General features: G+C 47.0%; 13 protein-coding genes. 3 read left to right on the top strand and 10 right to left on the bottom strand.

All coding sequences use genetic code 11. From position 1 onward, the window contains the following. Positions 1–34: 34 nt before the first annotated feature. The 4 genes from bamA to M2134_RS10165 all read right to left on the bottom strand — a co-directional run bounded on the left by bamA (position 35) and on the right by M2134_RS10165 (position 5,695). A complete protein-coding gene (gene bamA / locus M2134_RS10180; RefSeq protein ID WP_280758173.1) occupies positions 35–2,725 on the bottom strand; it encodes an outer membrane protein assembly factor BamA in 2,691 nt (896 codons plus the stop codon). Between the two features lie 6 nt (positions 2,726–2,731). Beyond that, positions 2,732–3,481 (bottom strand): isoprenyl transferase, encoded by a 750-nt coding sequence (locus tag M2134_RS10175; RefSeq protein ID WP_280752434.1) that lies wholly within the window; start codon positions 3,479–3,481, stop codon positions 2,732–2,734. 36 nt (positions 3,482–3,517) lie between these two features. Beyond that, the gene (locus M2134_RS10170; RefSeq protein ID WP_280752433.1) at positions 3,518–4,219 is read right to left on the bottom strand and encodes a DUF6089 family protein; all 702 of its coding nucleotides are present in this window, start codon (positions 4,217–4,219) and stop codon (positions 3,518–3,520) included. Between the two features lie 105 nt (positions 4,220–4,324). Continuing rightward, a complete protein-coding gene (locus M2134_RS10165) occupies positions 4,325–5,695 on the bottom strand; it encodes a DUF6242 domain-containing protein (RefSeq protein WP_280758172.1) in 1,371 nt (456 codons plus the stop codon). A gap of 1,266 nt (positions 5,696–6,961) precedes the next feature. On the opposite strand from M2134_RS10165, the gene M2134_RS10160 reads away from it, so the two are divergent. Beyond that, positions 6,962–8,602 carry a fumarate hydratase gene (locus tag M2134_RS10160; protein ID WP_280758171.1) on the top strand — a complete coding sequence of 547 codons (1,641 nt, stop codon included), beginning with the start codon at positions 6,962–6,964 and terminating at the stop codon, positions 8,600–8,602. A 465-nt stretch (positions 8,603–9,067) separates the two neighbouring features. Here M2134_RS10160 and M2134_RS10155 read toward each other — a convergent pair whose 3' ends face one another. From M2134_RS10155 to M2134_RS10145, 3 genes are all read right to left on the bottom strand, one after another. After that, complete coding sequence (locus M2134_RS10155; RefSeq protein WP_280751194.1) at positions 9,068–9,427, bottom strand: DUF3244 domain-containing protein; 360 nt, start codon at positions 9,425–9,427, stop codon at positions 9,068–9,070. Positions 9,428–9,547: 120 nt separating this feature from the next. Further along, positions 9,548–11,254 (bottom strand): tetratricopeptide repeat protein, encoded by a 1,707-nt coding sequence (locus M2134_RS10150; protein WP_280758170.1) that lies wholly within the window; start codon positions 11,252–11,254, stop codon positions 9,548–9,550. A gap of 341 nt (positions 11,255–11,595) precedes the next feature. Then, positions 11,596–13,404, bottom strand: coding sequence for a long-chain fatty acid--CoA ligase (locus M2134_RS10145; protein ID WP_280758169.1), 1,809 nt, complete (start codon positions 13,402–13,404; stop codon positions 11,596–11,598). Positions 13,405–13,843: 439 nt separating this feature from the next. On the opposite strand from M2134_RS10145, the gene M2134_RS10140 reads away from it, so the two are divergent. Beyond that, positions 13,844–14,170: a PadR family transcriptional regulator gene (locus tag M2134_RS10140; protein WP_280751190.1), complete on the top strand. Its 327-nt coding sequence runs from the start codon at positions 13,844–13,846 to the stop codon at positions 14,168–14,170. An 11-nt stretch (positions 14,171–14,181) separates the two neighbouring features. Next, a complete protein-coding gene (locus M2134_RS10135; RefSeq protein ID WP_280751189.1) occupies positions 14,182–15,321 on the top strand; it encodes a PspC domain-containing protein in 1,140 nt (379 codons plus the stop codon). A 191-nt stretch (positions 15,322–15,512) separates the two neighbouring features. Here M2134_RS10135 and M2134_RS10130 read toward each other — a convergent pair whose 3' ends face one another. The 3 genes from M2134_RS10130 to M2134_RS10120 all read right to left on the bottom strand — a co-directional run bounded on the left by M2134_RS10130 (position 15,513) and on the right by M2134_RS10120 (position 17,743). Beyond that, positions 15,513–15,908 carry an HIT family protein gene (locus M2134_RS10130; RefSeq protein ID WP_280751188.1) on the bottom strand — a complete coding sequence of 132 codons (396 nt, stop codon included), beginning with the start codon at positions 15,906–15,908 and terminating at the stop codon, positions 15,513–15,515. Between the two features lie 11 nt (positions 15,909–15,919). Then, the gene (greA, locus tag M2134_RS10125; RefSeq protein ID WP_280751186.1) at positions 15,920–16,390 is read right to left on the bottom strand and encodes a transcription elongation factor GreA; all 471 of its coding nucleotides are present in this window, start codon (positions 16,388–16,390) and stop codon (positions 15,920–15,922) included. A 189-nt stretch (positions 16,391–16,579) separates the two neighbouring features. Beyond that, on the bottom strand, positions 16,580–17,743 hold the full coding sequence (locus M2134_RS10120) for a TlpA disulfide reductase family protein (protein WP_280751185.1): 1,164 nt from the start codon (positions 17,741–17,743) through the stop codon (positions 16,580–16,582). Positions 17,744–17,959: the final 216 nt, after the last annotated feature.

Below are 17,959 nucleotides of genomic sequence, written 5' to 3'. Positions count from 1 at the left end.
AGGGTTTATTGCCTGGTCATTAAATTAGGTTAATTTAGAATTCCTGCCCTAAGATAAAGTGGAACTCCCCTTTACGTCCGCCACCACCGTAATTCGCATTGTCGAAACCGTATGCCCAGTCGATACCCATCAACCCGATCATCGGCAGGAAGATACGCACACCTACACCGGCAGAGCGTTTCAGGTCGAACGGATTGAAGTCTTTCAGGTCGGTCCAGGCATTACCCGCTTCTAAGAAAACAAGCCCGTAGATCGTGGAGGTCGGTTCCAACAGGAACGGATAGCGAAGCTCCATGCTCAGGCGGGAATAGGCATATCCATACGAGGCATATCCTCCATTACCGGCGATACTACCGTTGGCATACCCACGAAGCCCGATCGTTTCGGTCGCATAGGTACTGGAATAGCCACTCATACCGTCACCCCCCATATAGAAGGTTTCAAACGGTGTCTTCTTAGCGCTGGTGTATGATCCCAACAGTCCGTATTCGGCGCGTGCCATCAATACAGGCGTACGTTTGATGCCTGAGGTGATCGGAATCAACGGTACGAAGGTTTTTGCTTTCAACTTCCATTTATGGTATTCGATGAAACGATTCTTTTCCGGATCCTGGTCGCTCATGGAGGCAAAATCCTTGTTGGAAAACAACGAATAGGGAGGTGTAGCACTCACCGAGAACATAAACTGCGAACCGGAACGGGTGTACAGCGGGTTGTCCATAGAGTTGCGCTGAAGCATCAATTCCAGGTTGATATTGTGGCAAACACCATTCTGAACCAGGAAGTAATCCCAGTCTTTCATCTTATACATCTGGTAATTCAGCGTAGCCATAAACTGGAAATAGTCATCCGGCCAGTTCAGACGTTTCCCATACCCGGCAGCAATCCCCATCATAACAATGTATTGATCCGGGTCGTAGGCCAACTCATAGTTGTTATAGTAGCTATTGCCATAACCATAGTTTCCATAGCCATAGCCGTAGCCTCCATAACCTCCATAACCACCATATCCGTAGGTATAGGGATCGTATCCATAGCTTGTATTGCTGAGGTAACGGCTACTTACATTGGTCATCTTCGAATAGTAGGCGCTGACCGAGAGCGTGTTTGGGCGTTTGCCTCCAAACCAGGGATCCATAAAAGAGAGGCTGTATGCCTGGTAATACCGCCCGTTGGTTTGTCCGCTGAGCGTAAGTGTCTGCCCCTCACCCTGCGGGATCACCCCTTTGTAGGTCGTCGGGTTGAAGAGGTTCTTCATCGAGAAGTTGGTAAACTTCAAACTCAACTTACCGATAATACCTGTCTGCCCATACCCGGCAGAGAGTTCTATCTGGTCGTTCGCCTTCGATACCAGGTTGTATTCGATATCTACCGTTCCATTGTCCGGATTGGGAATAGGACGCGGATCCATATTTTCCGGGTCGAAGTGCCCCATCTGGGCAATCTCACGCAACGAACGCATCAACTCTTCGCGGCTAAACAGAGCGCCCGGTTTGGTGCGCAGTTCGCGGCGGATCACATCTTCATACAAACGGTCGTTCCCGTTGATGATGATACGATTGATACTTGCCTGCGGTCCTTCCTGAATACGGATCTCCAACGAAATGGAGTCGTTCTCCACCTCTACCTCCACCGGGTCGGCGCTGAAGAAGAGATAGCCGTTGTTCATATAGAGATTGGCTACCGCGTCATCTTCCACCAATAGGCGATCGTCCAGCTTCTTTTGGTTGTACACATCTCCGGCTTTCATCCCTAAAAGGTATTCCAACTGCTCGGTCGCATACTGCGTATTCCCCACAAAGCGTACATCTTTCAGGTAATATTGTTCCCCTTCGTCGATGTCGATGTAGATATCGACATACTTATCGTTGATATTGATCACACTGTCGACCAAGAGCACCGCGTCGCGGTAACCATGTTCGTTGTATTTGGAAAGGATATTGGCTTTGTCGTTCACATATTCTTCGGTCGTAAACTTCTTCGTACTGAAAAGCTCCCGCAAGCTGGTCATAAAGTCATGTTTGAAGTTGGCCTTTTCATTGGTCTTTTTCATGGCCTTTTTCAGATCTTTGTCTTTCAGCGCTTCATTACCGGCAAAATGGATCCGGTGAATCTTCGTCTTTTCGTTTTTGTCGATATTGATATTCAGGATCACCTCGCCTTCGTTTGTCAGGTCGTCCTGCTGGATGATATCAACATCTACATTCTTAAATCCTTTGTTGTCGAAATAGCGGTTGATGACTACCTTGGCGCGATCGACCGCGGCGGGGTGAATCTGCATCCCTTTACGCATGTTCAACGCGGCTTCCAGGTCTTCCCGTTCGCCCTTCTTTATGCCGGAGTAGTTGACCTGCGAAAGCTTGGGGCGCGGCTGCAAACGAAACTCCAGCCACACCTGATCGTCTTCGATTTTGGTCGCTAATATTTTCACGTCGGAGAACAGTCCATGTCGCCAAAAGCGGGTCATGGCACTTGTGATCTCATCGCCCGGAACAGAAATCATATCGCCTACCGACAGGCCTGAATAGCCGATCAATAGATAATCTTCATAATTGGGCATACCCGTCACCTGAATATCCGCAATGCGGTATTTTCGGGGTGAAAGGGTATACGAAATGGTCGGCACCTCCGCCGGCTTCTCAACCTGTGTCGTATCAATCTCCTGGGCAAAAGCACCCACAGCACAACTTACGACAATCAATAACAGCACTAATTTTTTGTACATAGACAACTATTCTTTATAGTTTAATTGCTCACTTATTTTTCCGAAACGACGCTCCCGTTTCTGGAAATATAAGATCGCCTCATACAGTTCTTCCTCTCTGAAGGCTGGCCACGCGATATCGGTGAAATAGAACTCCGCGTAGGATCCTTGCCATAACAGAAAATTACTGATCCGCTTTTCTCCACCGGAACGAATCAACAGATCCGGATCGGGGATCCCTTTGGTCGTCAGGTAGTCGGCAAACAGCTCTTCTGTAATGTCTTCCGGTGCCAGTTTCTTATCGGCCACATCAGCCGCTATCATTTGAGCCGCCCGGGTGATCTCCCAGCGCGAAGAATAGCTCAACGCCAACACAAGCGTCGTGCCTGTATTAGCGGACGTCTCCTCGATGCAACTCATCAAATTGGCATAGACCTCTTCCGGCAAACGGGAGAAGTCGCCTATTGCTTTCAAGCACACGTTGTTCTTCATCAGATCCGGTGTTTCCTTCTGGATGGCGGATACCAACAAAGCCATCAGGGCCAATACCTCGGCTTCCGGACGGTTCCAGTTCTCTGTCGAGAAGGCATACACCGTCAGGTAGCGCACCCCGATCTTCGAAGCAGCTTCCAGTACACGCCGAACGGAGACCACCCCTTCTTGGTGACCAAACGAACGATCTTTGCCCTGAGCCTTGGCCCAGCGACCGTTTCCATCCATAATAATTGCCACGTGTTGCGGCAATCCGTTTCTGTCTATCTGTTCAATCAACGACATGCTGTCCATCTATCAGCCGGCTATTCGCCGGTTTCTCTAAAAAGAAATGCTCTCGGCATTGTTGCAGGGCCTGTTGCGCGGTCCAAAGTCCCACGTGATGGAAAACATCAGGCTTGTGTACCAGTCCTTATTTTTCCAGACGCTGCTTTTTATCTCATACGGATCCTCCAGCGCCGCGTTCCCTTCCAGATTATCTTTGAATAGCTTCCGGAAAGCAAACTCACAGCCCAGGTTCACCCTGTTTTTTAACTTGTATTTCACACCTACCCCCAAGGGAATATGCACACTAAAAAAGGTCTCATCGCCACCCGGCGCCAGGGTTACGCCTAACCCGGTCAATAGGTATGGGGTTATCCTTTGCGTGTTCAGATAACCGAATTTATCACTGTAAGGAAGGAAGTTGAACTCCACATGCCCTCCAAACTCTATGATATTGCGGCTGAAAGAAATCTCCTCCTCAAAAGGAAAGACATTCTTCAAACCGGCTGTCGTGCCCGACACCCCCGCCCACATCAGATCGGCCTTAAAAGCCAGCCTGAAATTGGCATTATACCGGAACACGGCTCCAAAAGCAGGGTTTATCTCCTTGAAAAGAGAGGTCTTGTTGGCATCCCCCATATAGAGGTTGCCACCGGCCATCCCGCCTATTTCGTATTTATATTCCTGCGCATACGATGCCAGGAATAGGTTTACTCCTAAAATAATGAGGAAAAGACGTTGAAGAAAAGTCGAAGTCATATGCTGTTGTTATAATCTACACCTCTTTTCTTAACGCTAAAAGCCTCATAAAATTATATTTGCACCACGGATTCCCCCTTTGCCGGAAAGAATTGTGTAGTGAGATTAAAAGCCTAAGCGATTGATACGTCCTCTCCATATTTCCCGAAGCACGTTCCCATTCGCTGACGTTTTCCCTCCAAATATATTAATGTATTGATTCTTATCAACAATCACGGAACCATACCCACGCGCGCGGTAGGTGTCGGGCAGGATAATCAGCGCCGTCACCTTTTGCCAGGTTACCCCCTTATCGATCGATTCGTAGATGTCACGATAGGCATTGCCCGCGGCATCGATACCACCGATCAAGTAGATCTTATCGTCATAGGCGGTCACCATCACCCCTTCGCGGGCAGCAAAATAGCTGGCATTGATGTCGCTCAAACGAGCCCACAACACGCCGTCCATCGTGCCCCACGACTGATTAGTCAACTGATTAGACAGAGTACGTCCACCAACAATCATCAAATAGGAATTATAATGAGAGGAATAATACTCTTTGCCAAAACCGATCAGGGGGAAGTCTTCCGGAATAGTCTCACCCACGGTCCAGAGGCCTTCGCCGTCCATCGCCGCGAATTTCAGTTCGCCAGCCTCTTCAATCACGACAGCCAAAGCAGCCTTCGAGCGGCCACCCTCTTTCACATCGCTGATAATGTAGGCAACATAAGGCGTGTCACCAACCACCGACCAGCGCTGCCCATCCACTGATTTATAGAGTTTTCCATTGACAGAGGGGACATAAAGAGCCTGGTCAAAACAAACCATCTGATAGAGCATAATCTCATCAGTCGGCAATCCCTCCAGAGCAATCGGTTCCCAGTTGATCATATCGTCGAGCGCTGAGAAATAAAGGCGATAGGGCAAACCGGCACCGGCGGGTTGTCCGTAAAGGAGGTAGCCCTCCTGTCCGTTATATGCGAAAGGAACTACTTGTTGTTCCTTCATTTTAATGGGAAAGCTTTCCTCCTTAGCATAGAACTCCCACTCCAAAGTGTCGGGGATGATCTGATGCGTGTTTACCCGCGCCGTATAATTCTTCTTGGTCAGCCCGTCGTAAGCCGTCACAATAAATTTGACCGGCTTCGAGAAGTCGATCGAATCAGTCTCCGAATAGGTCATCACGGTGTCTCCGACAGCCTCCGGCGTATATTCAAGACTCAACACGGTAGAGGCATACGTCAGGTTACAAACAGCCATCTTCAGATCCGATCCATAGGGAAGGGAGTCCAGATTGAAAATCAATCCGTTGATCTGGTCTATCGTAAATTTAACATTGCTCAACTCTTCTACATCACCACTATTCAGCGTAAACTCCGTGATCTGACAGTCCTTAGCTGCCTCCGCTTCTATCGTAGAGCTACTATCGCCCAAACAAGAAGACATCAACCAAACAAAACCTCCTGTTATTAACAGTACTAAATTCTTTTTCATCCAAACAAAAGTTGTTGCATATTAAGGCACAAAAGTAGAAACATTTTTTGCTTTATCACCCATACCTACTAATATTTATGTTATTTTAGTTTACATAATGCTTTGTGTAAGCCTATTTTACAAAAAAAAGGGGCTCATCCGCTGAATGCGTGTTTTTTACATTATAATCAAATCGGAAAAGATGGAGAAGGAGGGAGGGGCTTCGGATAGGAGGGGAGTTGGAAGGGAGAAGGGAGAAGGGAGAAGGGAGAAAGGAAGGGGGAAGATGTGAAGATTGCGGGGATGCACGCCGCAGGCGTGAGATTATGCATAACCGTATGCAAGCGTAGCGCAGCTTACGGTAGTGAATCCTCTCTATAAAAAGCCCCGCATGGGGCGGGATTATGGCAGATCTCGCACCTGCGGCGCTTGATTGATAGAGAGTCGCTATACCGTAAGCTGCGCTATGCTTGTATACGGTTATGCATAATCTCGCGCTTGCAGCGCGATCCCCACCTTCAAATTTTGTAAAAATTGAAGATTTGAAGGAATTGGGATATATATTCATGGCTGAAGGCCACAGAGGGCCTGAAGGGCCGAGTCCCAACGGGACGAAGACTTAGCCCACGGGTAAGCAGGCTGAAAGACTGCGCCACCCTGGGTATCAAAACAATACAATAAATGGAGTTCTGAAAGAACGATAGATATTATGATAGGATAGCGCCTGTAAATATTGGTTTTCTTCTTTCGTTCTTACAGAACTCATTTTTTATATATCCATGGAATCCCAGGGTGGCGCAGTCTTTCAGCCTGCTTACCCGTGGGCTAAGTCTTCGTCCCTTCGGGACTCGGCCTTCCAGGCCCGCTGTGGCCTTCAGCCATGAATATAATATCCCCGCCTTCCAATCTTCCCAAATTGGAAGATCCTATTTTTGATCCGCATCCATCAGAACAATCATATTAAATCAACTCAATCACATCCCGAAAATCCCCCAATCAGCGTAATCACGGTTCTGACATTTTGTCAAATCCGCCCGACTATTTTCCCAAAAACGTAGGGGTATTTAAAATTAGTCCTGCGAGTAACACTTTTTAACGTATCATATTGTAAAGCAAAATGGCATTTTTGCTTACACTTTGCAAAAAGGACCTTAAAGACTTTAAAGACGCTGGGGACTTTAAAAGAACCTATCCCCTAAATCCCCCTATCGGGGTAGCTATTATCTGAATAATTGCGTACTTTTGCAGCTATTGAAAAATCAATTAAAAAACTAATAGTTAAGTAATATGGCAACACCTCCTTTTAAGTATCAGGAACCGTTCCCTATGGGGAAAGACACGACCGAATACTATCTGTTGACAGATGAACATGTTTCGGTAAGTGAGTTTGAAGGAAAAGAAATGTTGAAAGTAGAAGCGGAAGGGCTGACAAAACTAACAAAAGCCTGCTTCCATGATGTGGCGTTTTATCTTCGCCCGGATCACCAGCAACAGGTGGCTAACATCCTGTCTGATCCCGAGGCAAGCGATAACGACAAGTTTGTGGCGCTTACCTTTTTGCAGAACGCAGAAGTATCGGCCAAAGGACAGCTTCCTTTCTGCCAGGACACGGGAACGGCTATTATCGTAGCCAAAAAGGGACAACAGGTATGGACCGGTTATAACGACGCGGAAGCCATGTCGAAAGGGGTCTATGAAACCTATACCGAAGACAACCTGCGCTATTCCCAGAATGTGCCTTTGAATATGTACGACGAAAAGAATACCGGAACCAATCTGCCGGCACAGATCGATATCTATGCCACAGAGGGGATGGAGTATAAATTCCTTTGCGTAGCCAAAGGGGGCGGATCGGCCAACAAGACCTATCTGTTCCAGGAAACAAAAGCGCTGTTGAATCCCGACACCTTGGTTCCTTTCCTGGTGGAAAAGATGAAGACCTTGGGAACGGCTGCCTGCCCTCCGTATCATATTGCGTTTGTGATCGGTGGTACATCGGCCGAAACCAACCTGAAAACGGTGAAACTGGCCTCGGCACACTACTACGACAACCTGCCAACCGAAGGCAACGAAGGCGGCCAGGCTTTCCGCGACATCGAACTGGAAAAGAAAGTGTTGGAAGAGGCACAGAACATGGGCTTGGGTGCTCAGTTCGGCGGTAAATATTTTGCACACGATATCCGCATCATCCGTTTGCCGCGCCATGGCGCTTCCTGCCCGGTGGGTATGGGTGTTTCCTGCTCGGCCGACCGTAATATCAAGGCGAAGATCAACAAAGAGGGAATCTGGATCGAGAAGCTGGAAACCAATCCCGGTCGCCTGATTCCGGAAGAATACCGCAAAGCAGGCGAAGGCGAAGTGGTTAAGATCGACCTCAACCAGCCCATGGCGGATATCCTGAAGGAGCTGGATAAATATCCGGTATCAACCCGTCTCTCATTGAACGGCACCATCATCGTTGGTCGCGACATCGCGCATGCCAAACTGAAAGAGCGTTTAGACCGCGGAGAAGGTCTGCCGCAATACGTGAAAGACCATCCGATCTATTACGCCGGCCCGGCAAAGACACCGAAAGGCATGCCCTCCGGCTCGTTTGGCCCGACAACGGCAGGACGTATGGACTCGTACGTGGATCTGTTCCAGGCAAACGGCGGCAGCATGATCATGATTGCCAAAGGAAACCGCAGCCAGCAAGTGACCGATGCCTGCCACAAACACGGCGGCTTCTACCTGGGAAGCATCGGAGGCCCGGCGGCTATCCTGGCACAAGACAGCATCAAAAAGGTAGAATGTCTGGAATACCCCGAATTGGGTATGGAGGCCATCTGGAAGATCGAAGTAGAAGACTTCCCGGCCTTTATCCTGGTCGACAACAAAGGCAATGACTTCTTCAAGCAATTGAAACCCCGTTGCCCATTAGCAAAATAAAATAGAATGACTAAACCCCGAAAGTTGTAAAAGCTTTCGGGGTTTTTTCAAGTAGTTAGGCCACTAAATCATTTGAATTTTAACACCATAACTACACCATTATCCTCTTCATCCAGAGTCGAAGCAAGCTCTTTTAGTGCACCGGTAAATCGGTCTGCGTTGTAATAATCGACTAACGATACAATATCTAAATTCACCACCCCATAGTCATTCCGGCTACTATAATTGATCATCTCCGCATCAAGGATTATCGGGTATTCAGGCCAATCTTCAAACAGTATTTGATATTCATGGATAGTATTCTTCTCTTTTAAGGTTTTCAGAATTTTATATCTACAGTAAATGTATAATTATCAGAACAAACAACAGCATAAACGACCCAGAGAAAAGGGTAGAGTAGAGAGGGTCGTTTATTACTGTTGTATAAGTCAGGGTTTTGGTATGTTGTATTATTTGGTATGCTATTTATTCTATTTCAAACTGTCCTGTTAAAATGCCCCAATAATGGGATAGTACGATCGTGTATTCCCCGGCAGAGAGTGAAACCGGAACAATAAAAGACTTACCGCTTGTCGGAGAAGAGATAGGTGCCTGATAAACCAGGTTGCCATTGGAGTCCCGCAGCGTTATTGTCAGATCGGATAGGGCATCTACAAAATAGACAGAGAGGATACCATTTTCCAGATAAACTTCGGGTGGGGAAGGCATGGAAGAACGTAAACCGCTCTCATCCCACTCTCCCGTGATTGGTATTTTATCGGCTAAAACAGATTGTGAAAACAAACAGGTAAAAAGAAGCAGGATGATAAGATGTGTAGATTTCATGACTGTATGTGAATTTAGAATTATGACTGGGACAAACCTAATAAAAAAATATCTTCTAAATGAGAAAAACGGAACCTCCGTATTCACACTCGTATTCACATTTTTGTAACGAATTATAAATCAATAGATAGCACGGATCACTCTCTTCAAATCGTTAGCGTCAAATCCCCTGTTTTGTATCTTATCGAGTAGTCTTTTTTGGCGCATGGCGATGCCGGAAACGGAAACGGCAGAGATTTTACTTATGTTGGCTTGCGAAATTTCCGCTTTTATATAATAGCAAAGCTCCAACTCTTTTTCCGAAATGACAGGGAGAATTCGGGTAAGCGTAGTCTTAAAAGCCGGATAGATCATGTCGATCGTTTGGATTAACTCCATTTTGTTTTCATTTGTGATAGTTCCCAGGTTGGCTGTGTTCTGGTAAAAGTGATAAATAGACGTGTTATGGAGAAGTGCGTCTAACTCTTGTTTTTCTTTATTTTCCAGGTCGATTAAGCTATTTTTCAATTCCAATATCTGTTTTTCCAACAGGAACAGATCATCTTCTTGATTCTCTTCCATTGTCAGGCTCTCTTCCAAATCCTGGATCCGCTCTTTATTAGAGGCTTTTTCCTGTTCTTTTTCTTCCAGCTTATTCAATAAAGACTGAAAGCGGTCGACCCATTCATTGTGTTTTTTATGGAAATAGATATATAAAAGCAGGCAGAAAAAGGCTATCAGGAAGGAGGAGAGAATCAACACATACATCTTTCGCTGGCTGGCCAGATGTTTGTATTTGTATAGATTGGCTTCATTTTCCACCAATTTATAATCATACAGGTGTTGCATGCGTCGTATCGACTCGGCATGATTTTGTTCCGTGATGGAGTCGCGCAATGCTTCGTATTGATCTTTCAATAAGCTCAGTTCTTCCCATTGTTGGTTTTGGCGGGCTATCCGGGAGAGGTGATAATAGGCAGAGGCCCGGGTGTTTTTCGTAGGGCTATCCAAGCTCTTCTGCAAGTAATAATGTGCAGAATCGGTGTTGCCCACTTCTATATAATATTTCCCCAGAGTCAGATAGACGGGAAATGAGCGATGAAAATGGGACGAGTTTTGTAAGGCCGCGGAGATATACACATAAGCGCTATCATATTGCTGCGTATCAATAAAACAACTTCCCAATTCTTGCATAACAGAAGCGCGACTGGAAGCGCTTGCCACCTGCAAAGCCTGTTGATAAGAAGCAATAGCCTGTTCTAAGCTATCCATTTGATAATAAGTGCGTCCCATATCGCGCAATACAAAAGCCTGTGAAGCGGAATCGCCTATCTGCTGCAAATGATCGATCGCCCGTTTCATCTGAGGCAGGGCCAACTCATAGGCCTCCTGATAGGTGTATAACATGCCCAGGTTATTACAGATGCGAGCCAGTATGGCATGATCCGTGCCGCCGGCATCCAACGCTTTTAGATAGAATTCCTGTGCCTGCAGCGCATCCCCGTTATTCTGATAGATACGTCCCTGAGAATAGTAGGCCATCATCAATCGTTCCGGGTTGGGCTGTTTTTCATAATAGTTGACTGCTAAGCGGATAAGAGAGTCATTGGCATGTGTCTGATAGTTTTTATCACGTGCCTGGGTGAGGAAGAGAGCCCAGTCGGCCTGTTGCCGGGCAGAGAGTCGTTCGGGCAATATGTCGTTTTCCAATAGCCAGAGGGCGCTATCGGGGTGTTCGTTCATCCATGCCTTTGCCTGATCCAACAGCGCCTGCGAAGGCGCGTCCTCCCGACAGGAGAACAGACAAACTGCGAAGAGAAGTAATAGTAAAACCGGTTTATTCTTCATCCTATATATATGGCTGGCTACACATGTTACAAATATAGTCACTATTTATCTATAAAAATTGGCGATTCGTCGATTTCATTCCCCCTCCCCAGCCTTCTCCTCTATCTTTACCTTCGCATTATTTATCAAAAGAAATTTAAATGAAGAAAGTAGTTTTATTTTGTTTGTTGGGGTTGACGTGCAGCCTGTATTCGTGTGAAACGGATGATGTGTTGGATTGAAACGGAACAGACAACGGATCGGTATCGACACTCGGATCCACCAATTCACCGGGCGGCGGAGGCCCCGGGCGACCTTGGTAAAACAAACGAGCCGTTGCTTAACACAACGGCTCGTTTGTTTTATTCCGCATACATCTCTTCGATGCGGTCGGCATATTTTTCGAGGATCACCGGGCGCCGCAGTTTCAGCGTATCGGTCAATTCGCGACCGGCTGAGGTGAATGGCTCCGAGAGCAGGACAAAGCGCTTGATCTTTTCAAAGGAGGCCATATCCTTCTGATGCTCTTCCAGGCGGGATCCGTAGAGACGTAAGATCTGCGGATCCTTGATCAACTCCTCTCTGGAGGCATAAGCAATGCCTTTCTGGGTCGCATAGGCTTCCAGGCTATCGAAATCGGGCACGATAAGGGCACCGACAAATTTGCGTTGATCGCCAATAACAGCCACCTGCGCGATGTATTTATCGGCACTCACCGCGTTTTCGATGGCTTGCGGAGCAATGTATTTTCCGTTAGAGGTTTTATAAAGGTCTTTGATTCTCTCTTTGAAGAACAACACATTACCCTCCAAACGACCGGCATCACCGGTGCGCAGGTAGCCATCTTCCGTAAAGGATTTCTTGTTCTCTTCGGGTTTCTTGTAGTAACCGCTGGTAATGGTCTTGCCTCGTACCAATATCTCATCGTTGGTCGGGTCGATCTTGACCTCCACATCCGGCATCACCTCGCCAATGGAACCGATCACAAAACCCTGCATCGGGCAAAAAGAGACGGTTGCGGTGGTCTCACTCAGTCCGTATCCGTAGACAATAGGTATATTCACCGACTGCAGGAACACATTGATCGTATCGGAGAGAGGCGCGCCGGCCGTAGGGAACAAACGCCCGTTGACCACGCCTAATACGCGCTTCAATACCCGGAAAATGGTCTGGTCATAAAACTTAAATTTACAAGACAAGCCAAAGGGAGCTTTCTTGCCCAGATTCTTATACTCCAGGTTGTAGGCGTGTCCTGTCTTCACCGCATCCATCGCCATTTTGCGCAGGAGGCCGGGGAAGCTGTCGATTTTCTCATGCACACCGATGTAGACCTTCTCCCAGAAACGTGGCACATTGCACATCATGGAGGGTTGGATCTCTACCAAGGTTTGTTGAATCATTTTGGGATCACGATTGATCGCTACGGTTACCCCTTTATGCAGACAGAGATAGGTCCAGGCTTTCTCGAATATATGTGTCAGCGGGAGGAAACACATGGAGGTCTCTTTATCGGTCACGATCGGCAAACGGATATCATGAATACGCATTGCTTCCAGGAAATTGGAATGATGAAGCATTACCCCTTTTGATTCTCCGGTGGTGCCGGAGGTATAAATGATCGTAGCCAGATCCTCGGTCGACGCCTCTTGTATGCGTATCTTGACGGTCGATTCCGCCAGGGCGTTATCGCCCAATTTGATGAAGTCATCGAAATAGATGGATGTTTTATCTTCCGGATTCAGCTTGACCTGCGAATCAAAGACGATGATGCGCTTTAACACATCCGATTCTTTCTGCACCATGTAGGCGTTATTATATTGCAACTGTTCGCCCACAAACAGGGTATGAACGGATGCATCCCGGATGATATAGTCGATCTGCGCAGGAGAGCTCGTCGCATACATCGGAACCGAAACAGCCCGGTTGGCATAAGCCGCAAAGTCGGCGTAAAGATACTGGGGCATATTCTGCGAATAGATCCCTAATGTGTGATGCTCTTCTATGCCAAAGGCGGCCATCGCTTTCGCCGCTTGCATGATCTTGTCTGAAAACTCACGCCAGGATATCTTAAGCCATTTTCCAGTCGCATCGTCACGATATTTCAAGGCCGTTTTCTGACCATACTTTTCTGCTTGACGATGAATGAGTTCAGCGTAATGATAATAAACCATATCTTTCTGTTTTTATGTCGTTGCAAAGGTAGGGTATTCTTCGTTTACACCCTCTTTTTCAACTCTTTTTTTACACACTATCTCCCGTTTTGTGCAGTTTTTATCTGTAACGATTCAGTAAAAGTCCGCAAGGACTTATATGTGGATAGCCCCGTGCAAGCCGTCAGGCGCGGCTCGGGGTGGCTGTCTATCCCACACAATACAACCCCGGAGCGGGTTGAACCCACTTCGGGGTTCAGCGAGGGAGTGACCTGCTGCCCCGGGTTGGCACCCGGGGTTATCCAAATGAAAGTCCTCTCGGACTTTGGCTGAACCGAAGGTCACCGCTCACGACGATAGCTCTTTTTATCCGTAAACCGGTTAATAATAGTTAAACCACAGTAGTATGTATTGCAAAGTACCTTGTCTTTTGTATATTTGCAACATAAAAGGAGAAAAAATGAACGCAGAAAACGTGAAATCACAGATGAGAAAAGGGATACTCGAGTATTGTATCCTTCTTCTACTGAAGAAAGAGCCGGCTTATACGTCGGACATTATTCAGAAGCTGCAGGAAGCGAAACTGATCGTTGTCGAAGGCACGCTATATCCTCTCTTAACCCGTTTGAAGAATAGTGGTTTGTTAGGATATCAGTGGGTCGAATCCAATCAGGGGCCTCCCCGGAAATATTATCGACTAACGGAAGAGGGCGAGGCCTTTCTCGGCGAGTTGGAAAATGCCTGGCAGGATTTAAATAATACAATCAACCACATCAGAAACAATTAAAAGGAACGAAAATGAAAAAGACACTTACAGTGAATTTAGGTGGAACTGTATTCCATATTGATGAGGATGCTTACCAGCTATTAGAAAAATACCTGTCCAATTTGCGTATCCATTTCCAGAAGGAAGAGGGATCGGACGAAATCATGAACGACTTCGAACAGCGCATCTCCGAGCTGCTTAACGACCGGATACGCCTGGGCTACGAGGTGATCACCCTGGAGCATGTGGAAGATGTGATTAAGCGGATGGGTAAGCCGGAAGAGATCTTCGGAGACGATTATACCGAAGAGCGCAAAGAGGAATTCAAAACCAAGGCTGATCCTCAGACAGCGGCCAAGAAACGCCTTTTCCGCAACCCGGACGACCGCATTATCGGCGGGGTAGCCGGTGGTCTCTCGGCCTACCTCGGATGGGATCCGACGGCTGTGCGTATAGCGATGCTCTTATTGATGTTTTTCTATTTTATATCCATCCCTATCTATCTTCTCCTGTGGCTGATAATCCCGGTAGCCCGCACGGCGACTGAGAAGTTACAGATGCGTGGTGAAAGCGTTACGCTGGAGAATATCGGGAAGACCGTCACCGACGGATTTGAAAATGTATCCAACAATGTGAACGACTATATCAACTCGGGCAAGCCCCGGTCGGCGGTGCAGAAAATAGCGGATGGCTTTGTCGCCGTTGTTGGTTTCCTGATCAAGGTGGTGGGTATTTTCTTTGCCATTATACTGATTCCGCCTGTGGGCTTTGCGTTGATCATACTGGTTATCGTATTATTTGCCATCTTTATCGGATTGATCGGTGGAAGTATCGGACTCCTGGGAGGAGGATTAGGGCTTCTCTACAGCCTGTTCCCATTCGCCGATTGGAGCTCCGTCAGCGCGTATCCCGAAACGACATTGATCATTGCGACGATCACCATGATCCTGGCCATAGGCATTCCGCTTTTCTCGTTGGCTTATCTGCTCTGCGGAAAATTATTCAAATGGAAGCCGATGCCAACAGCCGCCAAATGGATTTTGCTTATCCTTTGGTTTGTCTCTGTCGCAACAACGATAGTCATGGGAATTAATTTCGGCTGGCCTATTATTGACAATCAAGGTTGGCATTGGAACTCGTATCATCCAATCCGGCATATCCGTTTTTGGTAACAGACTATTTTTATTACTTATATATGGTTTATGTATTGTGTGTTTAAAAAAGAAGGCCGCTCTGTCTCAGAGGGGCCTTTCTTCTAAGGTTAACAAATTTATGAGTAAAAACCACTAATGAATCTTATAAAATAAAATTTTATAGTCTGCAAATATACGGATTGTTTTTTTACATTGAAAACTTTTTTCAATTATTTGCAGTTCTCCTGTATTTTAGCTGCCAATTCGGCCATTTTTGCATGGTCGGCCGGCCCTTTTTCTTTTCCAAAATATACATCAGACTCCTTGTTGATCGGCACCAGATGAATGTGCGCATGTGGCACCTCCAACCCGATCACCGTAAGCCCGACCCGCTTGCAGCTGATGGTCGCCTGCAAAGCGGCAGCTACCCGCTTGGCAAAAACCATCATACGCCCCAGTTTCGCATCGTCGATATCGAAAATATAATCGACCTCCTCTTTGGGAATGACCAGGGTATGTCCCTCTGCCAAGGGGTTAATATCCAGAAAAGCGAAGAACTCATCGTTCTCCGCTACCTTATGACTTGGGATCTCGCCCGCTACGATCTTGCTGAATATAGTTGCCATAGCGATGCAGATTAGATTGAGATGTCCATCACTTCAAAACTCATCATACCCGAGGGCACCTTGATGTCGACCGTGTCGCCTACCTTCCGTCCCAGCAATCCCTGTGCAATCGGGGTGCTGATAGCAATCTTTCCCTCCTTCAGGTTCGCTTCCGAATCAGCCACAAGGGTATAGGTCATCACCGCGTTGTTCTTGGTGTTTTTGATTTTCACTTTATTCAATATCTGAACCTCTTCGGTCTGAAGCCTTGTTTCGTCAATCAGGCGCGCGTTGGCCAATAACCCCTTCAACTGGGCCAGCTTGGCTTCCATAATTCCCTGCGCTTCCTTGGCCGCATCATATTCTGCATTCTCAGACAGATCTCCTTTGTCTCTTGCTTCCGCAATTTGAGCTGAAATTTCCGGACGTTTTACATTTTCGAGATAAGCAATATCCTCCAACAATTTGTTGTAGCCATCCTCTGTCATATAACTAACAGCCATATCAATTCCTCCTTTTATAGATTAAATTAATTGTTTATAATACGCAAATAAAAAAAGAATCCCGGCCACGTCGTAGCCGGAACTCCCTATATTTCACTATGTCCTTAGTATGCAAAAGTAGTCTTTCTTTTCAATCGGAGCAAACCTTTACAGGTGCTTTATAACATATTCGCCCCGATCCGCCTTGCCTTATTTCATAAGAGCTTTGACGTCTGCCTCGAGTTGAGCGATATCTTCTACCCGCTTGCTTAGGTTGCCTTCACGGTCGATCAGGAAGAGCGCCGGCAGCTGACGCACGGCATAGAGCGCCGCGATCTGGGAGTAGACCGATTCCGGGTCGTGCACACATACCCACGGCAGGTTGATCGCCGCGTTTTGCCACAGATGCTTATCCGTATCCAGCGATACCTGATAGATCAACAGGCCTTTGTCACTATAGGTTGTATACAGCTCACCCAGCTCCATATTTAACGCCGGGGACCACTCTGTTTGGTAAGCGGTGAAGTTTACCAGGGTCACCTTTTTGTCGGACACCTCCGAGAGCTTGATCACCTTGCCGTTCACATCGGGCAGGGCAATATCCAGGAAGCTGACCGTCTGCACATTCACATCGTCCAGGTTGATCTCACGTTGCGCACGGGTTACTTTCAGCGATTGCAGCGCCAGGTTGTGCAGGTGTACGGAGCGCTCCGTTTTCGGGTAGTAATGATCATAGCTGGTGGCTACCGCTCCAAAGGCGCGGGAGTCTTCCTTGTCGTACATATTAAAGAAAAGCATGCCATCGATCTGTTGGAACAATGCAAAATAGGCTGCTGTCGACATGGGAGCCGCATAGATATACTGACGAGCCACCTCTTTGTAGCTCTTGGCAATCTCCTGTACCGCTGTTTCGTAGGCCTCATCGCTTACCTCTTTGTTTTCATATTCTTTGCGCAAGCGGTTCAAAGCCTGATTGGCATCGAGCTGCGCCAGGGTGATGCTCTTTATTGCCTGGCTATTTTCTGATCCTTCCACCGAATAGGACACCGCAAAGGTGCCGGCATCGGCAATAAACGAAACCGTCTCCGTCGAGTCGATCGCGAAATTGATCAGTTTATCATTCAGTCTCAACCGGTAAAATTCAGGAGCCTCCGGCCGTGGTTTCTTAAACTTGAATTTCCCGTTCGCCTTCAAACGCACCGAATCGAGAAGCTCAACAGAGGCCACCCGCACATTCTCCAGGTACATCGTCTGTCCATCCGCACCGGAAACCGTTCCTGTCACCGTAAATTCGGAATCGCCCGAACAAGAGGAAAACAATAACCCGAGAAACATCCCGCAAAACAAAACCAGTTGCAACGTTCTTCTTTTCATACTTCGTATCCTATTTTTTTCGTTGCAAATATACATCATTTACATTATATACATAACAAACACCCCCAAATAAGCCAAAGAGAAAAGAAGAAATCAGCCTGCAATTTTAGGCTTTAAGCATTTTTTCTCACGACTTTTTTGAGCCTGAGAAAAAATTCTCACCCGCGTGAGAAAAAATTCTCATGCGGGTGAGAATAAAAAAAACGCTACCTTTGT

The sequence above is a fragment of the Parabacteroides sp. PM6-13 genome (assembly GCF_029892605.1).
In the GTDB taxonomy this organism is placed as follows: domain Bacteria; phylum Bacteroidota; class Bacteroidia; order Bacteroidales; family Tannerellaceae; genus QVMG01.
Note: the sequence above shows the minus strand (reverse complement) of the source record. Positions and strands in the feature narration are given on the sequence as shown.

What these genes read in the sequence shown, in the direction of transcription:
- bamA (WP_280758173.1), bottom strand. Translation starts at nt 2,725, where the DNA reads ATGTACAAAAAATTAGTGCTGTTATTGATTGTCGTAAGTTGTGCTGTG.
- M2134_RS10175 (WP_280752434.1), bottom strand. Translation starts at nt 3,481, where the DNA reads ATGTCGTTGATTGAACAGATAGACAGAAACGGATTGCCGCAACACGTG.
- M2134_RS10170 (WP_280752433.1), bottom strand. Translation starts at nt 4,219, where the DNA reads ATGACTTCGACTTTTCTTCAACGTCTTTTCCTCATTATTTTAGGAGTA.
- M2134_RS10165 (WP_280758172.1), bottom strand. Translation starts at nt 5,695, where the DNA reads ATGAAAAAGAATTTAGTACTGTTAATAACAGGAGGTTTTGTTTGGTTG.
- M2134_RS10160 (WP_280758171.1), top strand. Translation starts at nt 6,962, where the DNA reads ATGGCAACACCTCCTTTTAAGTATCAGGAACCGTTCCCTATGGGGAAA.
- M2134_RS10155 (WP_280751194.1), bottom strand. Translation starts at nt 9,427, where the DNA reads ATGAAATCTACACATCTTATCATCCTGCTTCTTTTTACCTGTTTGTTT.
- M2134_RS10150 (WP_280758170.1), bottom strand. Translation starts at nt 11,254, where the DNA reads ATGAAGAATAAACCGGTTTTACTATTACTTCTCTTCGCAGTTTGTCTG.
- M2134_RS10145 (WP_280758169.1), bottom strand. Translation starts at nt 13,404, where the DNA reads ATGGTTTATTATCATTACGCTGAACTCATTCATCGTCAAGCAGAAAAG.
- M2134_RS10140 (WP_280751190.1), top strand. Translation starts at nt 13,844, where the DNA reads ATGAACGCAGAAAACGTGAAATCACAGATGAGAAAAGGGATACTCGAG.
- M2134_RS10135 (WP_280751189.1), top strand. Translation starts at nt 14,182, where the DNA reads ATGAAAAAGACACTTACAGTGAATTTAGGTGGAACTGTATTCCATATT.
- M2134_RS10130 (WP_280751188.1), bottom strand. Translation starts at nt 15,908, where the DNA reads ATGGCAACTATATTCAGCAAGATCGTAGCGGGCGAGATCCCAAGTCAT.
- greA (WP_280751186.1), bottom strand. Translation starts at nt 16,390, where the DNA reads ATGGCTGTTAGTTATATGACAGAGGATGGCTACAACAAATTGTTGGAG.
- M2134_RS10120 (WP_280751185.1), bottom strand. Translation starts at nt 17,743, where the DNA reads ATGAAAAGAAGAACGTTGCAACTGGTTTTGTTTTGCGGGATGTTTCTC.